Origin of the sequence: Pseudochrobactrum sp. AO18b (assembly GCF_000409565.1) — a bacterium.
GTDB lineage: Bacteria > Pseudomonadota > Alphaproteobacteria > Rhizobiales > Rhizobiaceae > Pseudochrobactrum > Pseudochrobactrum saccharolyticum.
In genome coordinates this window covers 1-3,518 of the sequence record NZ_ANNO01000157.1, presented here as the reverse complement: position 1 = coordinate 3,518, position 3,518 = coordinate 1, and the positions used below count along the sequence as shown (strand labels likewise).

At 53.2% G+C, this 3,518-nt stretch carries 5 protein-coding genes; 3 read left to right on the top strand and 2 right to left on the bottom strand.

What is annotated here, in order from left to right; translation table 11 throughout:
- Window positions 1–27: 27 nt before the first annotated feature.
- Complete coding sequence (locus tag A918_RS19695) at window positions 28–675, top strand: TetR/AcrR family transcriptional regulator (RefSeq protein WP_022710304.1); 648 nt, start codon at window positions 28–30, stop codon at window positions 673–675.
- The gene (locus tag A918_RS0106630) at window positions 672–1,094 is read left to right on the top strand and encodes a DoxX family protein (RefSeq protein WP_022710303.1); all 423 of its coding nucleotides are present in this window, start codon (window positions 672–674) and stop codon (window positions 1,092–1,094) included. Before A918_RS19695 ends, A918_RS0106630 begins: the two co-directional genes overlap by 4 nt.
- Window positions 1,095–1,097: 3 nt before the next feature.
- Here the strand turns inward: A918_RS0106630 and A918_RS19690 are convergent, their stop codons facing one another.
- Together A918_RS19690 and A918_RS0106620 are read right to left on the bottom strand one after the other, a co-directional pair.
- Window positions 1,098–1,457 (bottom strand): winged helix-turn-helix domain-containing protein, encoded by a 360-nt coding sequence (locus A918_RS19690; protein WP_022710302.1) that lies wholly within the window; start codon window positions 1,455–1,457, stop codon window positions 1,098–1,100.
- A gap of 36 nt (window positions 1,458–1,493) precedes the next feature.
- On the bottom strand, window positions 1,494–2,048 hold the full coding sequence (locus A918_RS0106620; RefSeq protein ID WP_022710301.1) for a cupin domain-containing protein: 555 nt from the start codon (window positions 2,046–2,048) through the stop codon (window positions 1,494–1,496).
- A 191-nt stretch (window positions 2,049–2,239) separates the two neighbouring features.
- Here A918_RS0106620 and A918_RS0106615 point away from each other — a divergent pair.
- Window positions 2,240–3,518, top strand: a 1,279-nt coding sequence (locus tag A918_RS0106615; RefSeq protein ID WP_022710300.1) for an aspartate aminotransferase family protein, incomplete at its 3' end; no start/stop codon positions are given.

Here is a 3,518-nt window from a genome sequence, read left to right as displayed (position 1 = left end):
GGCAGCAAAACAACCGGAGGCGGCTGAATGAGCACAGAAAAACCAGTCCGGATTACCCGCCGCGGTATAGAGCGGCGGGAGCAGATCAGAACCATCGCCGGTGCCTTGTTTCTGGAACATGGCTATGAGGGCGTGTCGGTTGATGAAATCATGCGTCAGGCCGGTGGTTCAAAGACCAATCTCTATAATCATTTCGGGGATAAAGAAGGCCTGTTCATGGCTGTTATCTCGCAAATGAGTGAGACTTTCACTTACGGGATCAAAGATCTGGATGTCTCCATGTTGCCGTTGAAAGACGGACTGGAACGGTTGGGTCGTCAATTGCTGACTGTTCTGATGGAAGAGCATCACGTGGCGTTTCAGCGGCTGGTTATCGCGGAATCGGGACGGTTTCCGGCAATTGCACGGACATGGTTTGAAAAAGGCCCGCAAATGGCGCGGCATTATTTCGCCAAGGCCATTGCCCCGCATGTAGAGAACGGCAGTCTGCGACAGGGTGATCCTCATATTATGGCTACCCATTTCCACGATATGATTGTTGAAAATCTGCTCAGTCTGGCTTTGCTGGGGCAATATGTGAGTGTGGAAATGCAGCGCCAGACTATAGACGATGCTTTGCAGACACTGCTGCATGGCTGGCTTGTACGCAACGACCGGACAGGAGGATTATTATGAGCCCGAACTGGATTTATCAGCTATTATCCATGCCCGTTATTCAGCTGTTGGCGCGTATTTTGCTGACCATGACATTCTGGCTGAGCGGGATTGCCAAGCTTTTTGATTTTCCGGCTGCGGTGGCTGAAATGGCAGCGAATAATTTGCCGGTGCCAGCCTTGTTTGCGGCACTGACCATTGCCGTGCAACTGATCGGTTCCGCTCTGATCATACGGGGTGGCTCACTGGTCTGGCTGGGTGCCGGTGCGCTGGGTGTGTTCACCGCCATGACAATTCCGGTCTCCCACGCTTTCTGGCGGGCAGAAGGGGCGGAAGCCGTTGCTAAAATGCATGTGGCTGTTGAACATATGTCGGTTATCGGCGGGCTGATTATTGTAGCGGTTCTTCATGCAATTGTGCCGCGCCTGCGTAGTAAATAATCTTTACGCGGTACGATTCTTGTTCAGCCATTCAATATCATCGCTCAAAGCCTGAGTGAGGGTGGCTTCCATATGACGAAAACGGCGGATCAGTTCTTCTCCGAAGGGAGTGAGGACTGCGCCGCCGCCTTGTTTGCCGCCGCGCTGAGAGGTGACGGAAGGTTCGCTGAACATGGAGTTCAGGGCATCAACCAGCTGCCATGCACGGCGATAGGACATATCCATGGCGCGCCCTGCCGCTGATATCGAGCCGGTGTCGCGAATATGCTCAAGCAACTGGATCTTGCCGCGACCCAGTCGCGCATTTTCAGGAAAATCAATCCGCAATACCGGCTTCAGCAAAGCGATATCCTGTTGTGCCATGATTGGTTCTCCGTTCTGTCTTTAAAAATTCATTACTTAAAAAGTCGGCGGTGTACAGGCGCTGATAACGTCGCAGGCTACCGGCCCGACACAACGAAACCGGTGCGGGCGCCGGCTTTCAAAATAATAACCGTCACCCGGTCCCAATATACGCCTCTCACTGTCGACAGTCACTTCCAGACGACCGGCAATAACAATGCCGCCTTCCTCACCTTCATGCACCAGTGGTACTTTGCCGGTATCGGCACCCGGTTCGTACCGTTCTTTGAGAATTTGCAGCGCCCGCCCGAACAGATTGTCGCCCAGCTGCCGGTAGGAGATTTTGCCTTTGCCGATCTCGACAAATTCCTCAGACTGATAAAACGCCTTTTGTGGCATATCCGGTTGCAGGGCGAAAAACTCCGACATGCCGATCGGCAGACCGTCGAGAATGCGTTTCAACGCGCCGACTGAAGGGTTGGTCTGATTGGCCTCAATCAGCGAAATCGTGGCATTGGTTACACCGCTGCGCTTTGCCAGCTCGCGTTGTGAAAGCCCCGATTTTTCACGGATGAAGCGCAAACGGCCGCCAATATCGATCTCACCGGTCATGGGTACCTGTTTCCGCTGTTGAGGTTGTTAAATATTTTAAACATTTTATATTTTCTGCCAAAGAGATCAAGGCGATAATGAGCGCAAGAAATAGACTTGTTTCGCTCTCCGAAGCATGGCCAACTCTTAGTTACATATAAGGGAGAGGACGGTTTTCCGTTTGGAAAATTGCGCCGGCGAGGAGCGAAACAATGACTGATTTAACCAATAGTCCCAAGCTTGACAGTTTCTGGATGCCGTTTACGGCAAACCGCCAGTTCAAATCTGCGCCGCGTATGCTGGCTACAGCTGAAGGCATGTATTACACGGATGTGGACGGCAATTCCGTGCTGGACGGTACTGCGGGTCTGTGGTGCGTGAATGCCGGTCATGGTCGCAAGCAGATTACCAGCGCTGTCGAAAAACAGCTTTCGACGATGGATTTCGCACCGACATTCCAGATGGGGCATAATATTGCGTTCGATTTTGCCACCCGCCTTGGTGAAATTGCACCGCGCGGCGACGGCAAAATTCTCGACCGTGTTTTCTTCACCGGTTCCGGTTCAGAATCCGTTGATACTGCACTGAAAATTGCGATTGCCTATCAGCGTGCGATTGGTCAGGGCACCCGCACCCGCGTGATCGGGCGTGAGCGTGGCTATCATGGTGTAGGCTTCGGCGGTATTTCTGTCGGTGGTCTGGTCAATAACCGCCGTGTGTTTCCGCTGCTGCCGGGGGCAGACCATCTGCGTCATACCCATGATCTTGAGAAAAATGCTTTCAGCAAAGGCCAGCCGGAACATGGTGCCGAACTGGCGGATGATCTGGAGCGCATGGTCGCGCTGCATGGTGCGGAAACCATTGCCGCTGTAATTGTTGAGCCTCTGGCCGGTTCAACCGGTGTGCTGGTGCCGCCAAAAGGCTATCTGGAACGCCTTGCTGCTATTGCCAAAAAACATGGCATTTTGCTGATTTTTGATGAAGTGATCACCGGCTTCGGTCGTCTTGGCTCGCCGTTTGCGTCAGATCATTTTGGTGTCACACCGGATCTGATCACCACTGCAAAAGGTCTGACCAATGGTGCCATTCCGATGGGAGCGGTTTTCGCCAGCCGTCATATTTATGATGGTCTGATGCATGGGCCTGAAGGCGCGATTGAACTGTTCCACGGCTATACTTATTCCGGTCATCCGGCAGCCTGTGCGGCAGGGATTGCAACGCTGGATATTTATGCGGAAGAGGGGCTGCTGACCCGCGCCGCCGAACTGGCGGATGACTGGCAGGAAGCAATCCACTCGCTGAAATCCGCGAAGAATGTCATCGACATCCGTACACTCGGACTGGTGGCCGGTATTGAACTGTCTTCACGTGACGGTGCTGTTGGTGCACGCGCTTATGATGTGTTCACCGATTGCTTCAGGAAAGGTCTGCTGATCCGCGTGACCGGTGATGTGATTGCCCTTTCACCACCGCTGATCGTCAGCAAAGAAG

Coding starts and splice junctions, on each gene's coding strand:
- A918_RS19695 (WP_022710304.1), top strand. CDS start 28: ATGAGCACAGAAAAACCAGTCCGGATTACCCGCCGCGGTATAGAGCGG.
- A918_RS0106630 (WP_022710303.1), top strand. CDS start 672: ATGAGCCCGAACTGGATTTATCAGCTATTATCCATGCCCGTTATTCAG.
- A918_RS19690 (WP_022710302.1), bottom strand. CDS start 1,457: ATGGCACAACAGGATATCGCTTTGCTGAAGCCGGTATTGCGGATTGAT.
- A918_RS0106620 (WP_022710301.1), bottom strand. CDS start 2,048: ATGACCGGTGAGATCGATATTGGCGGCCGTTTGCGCTTCATCCGTGAA.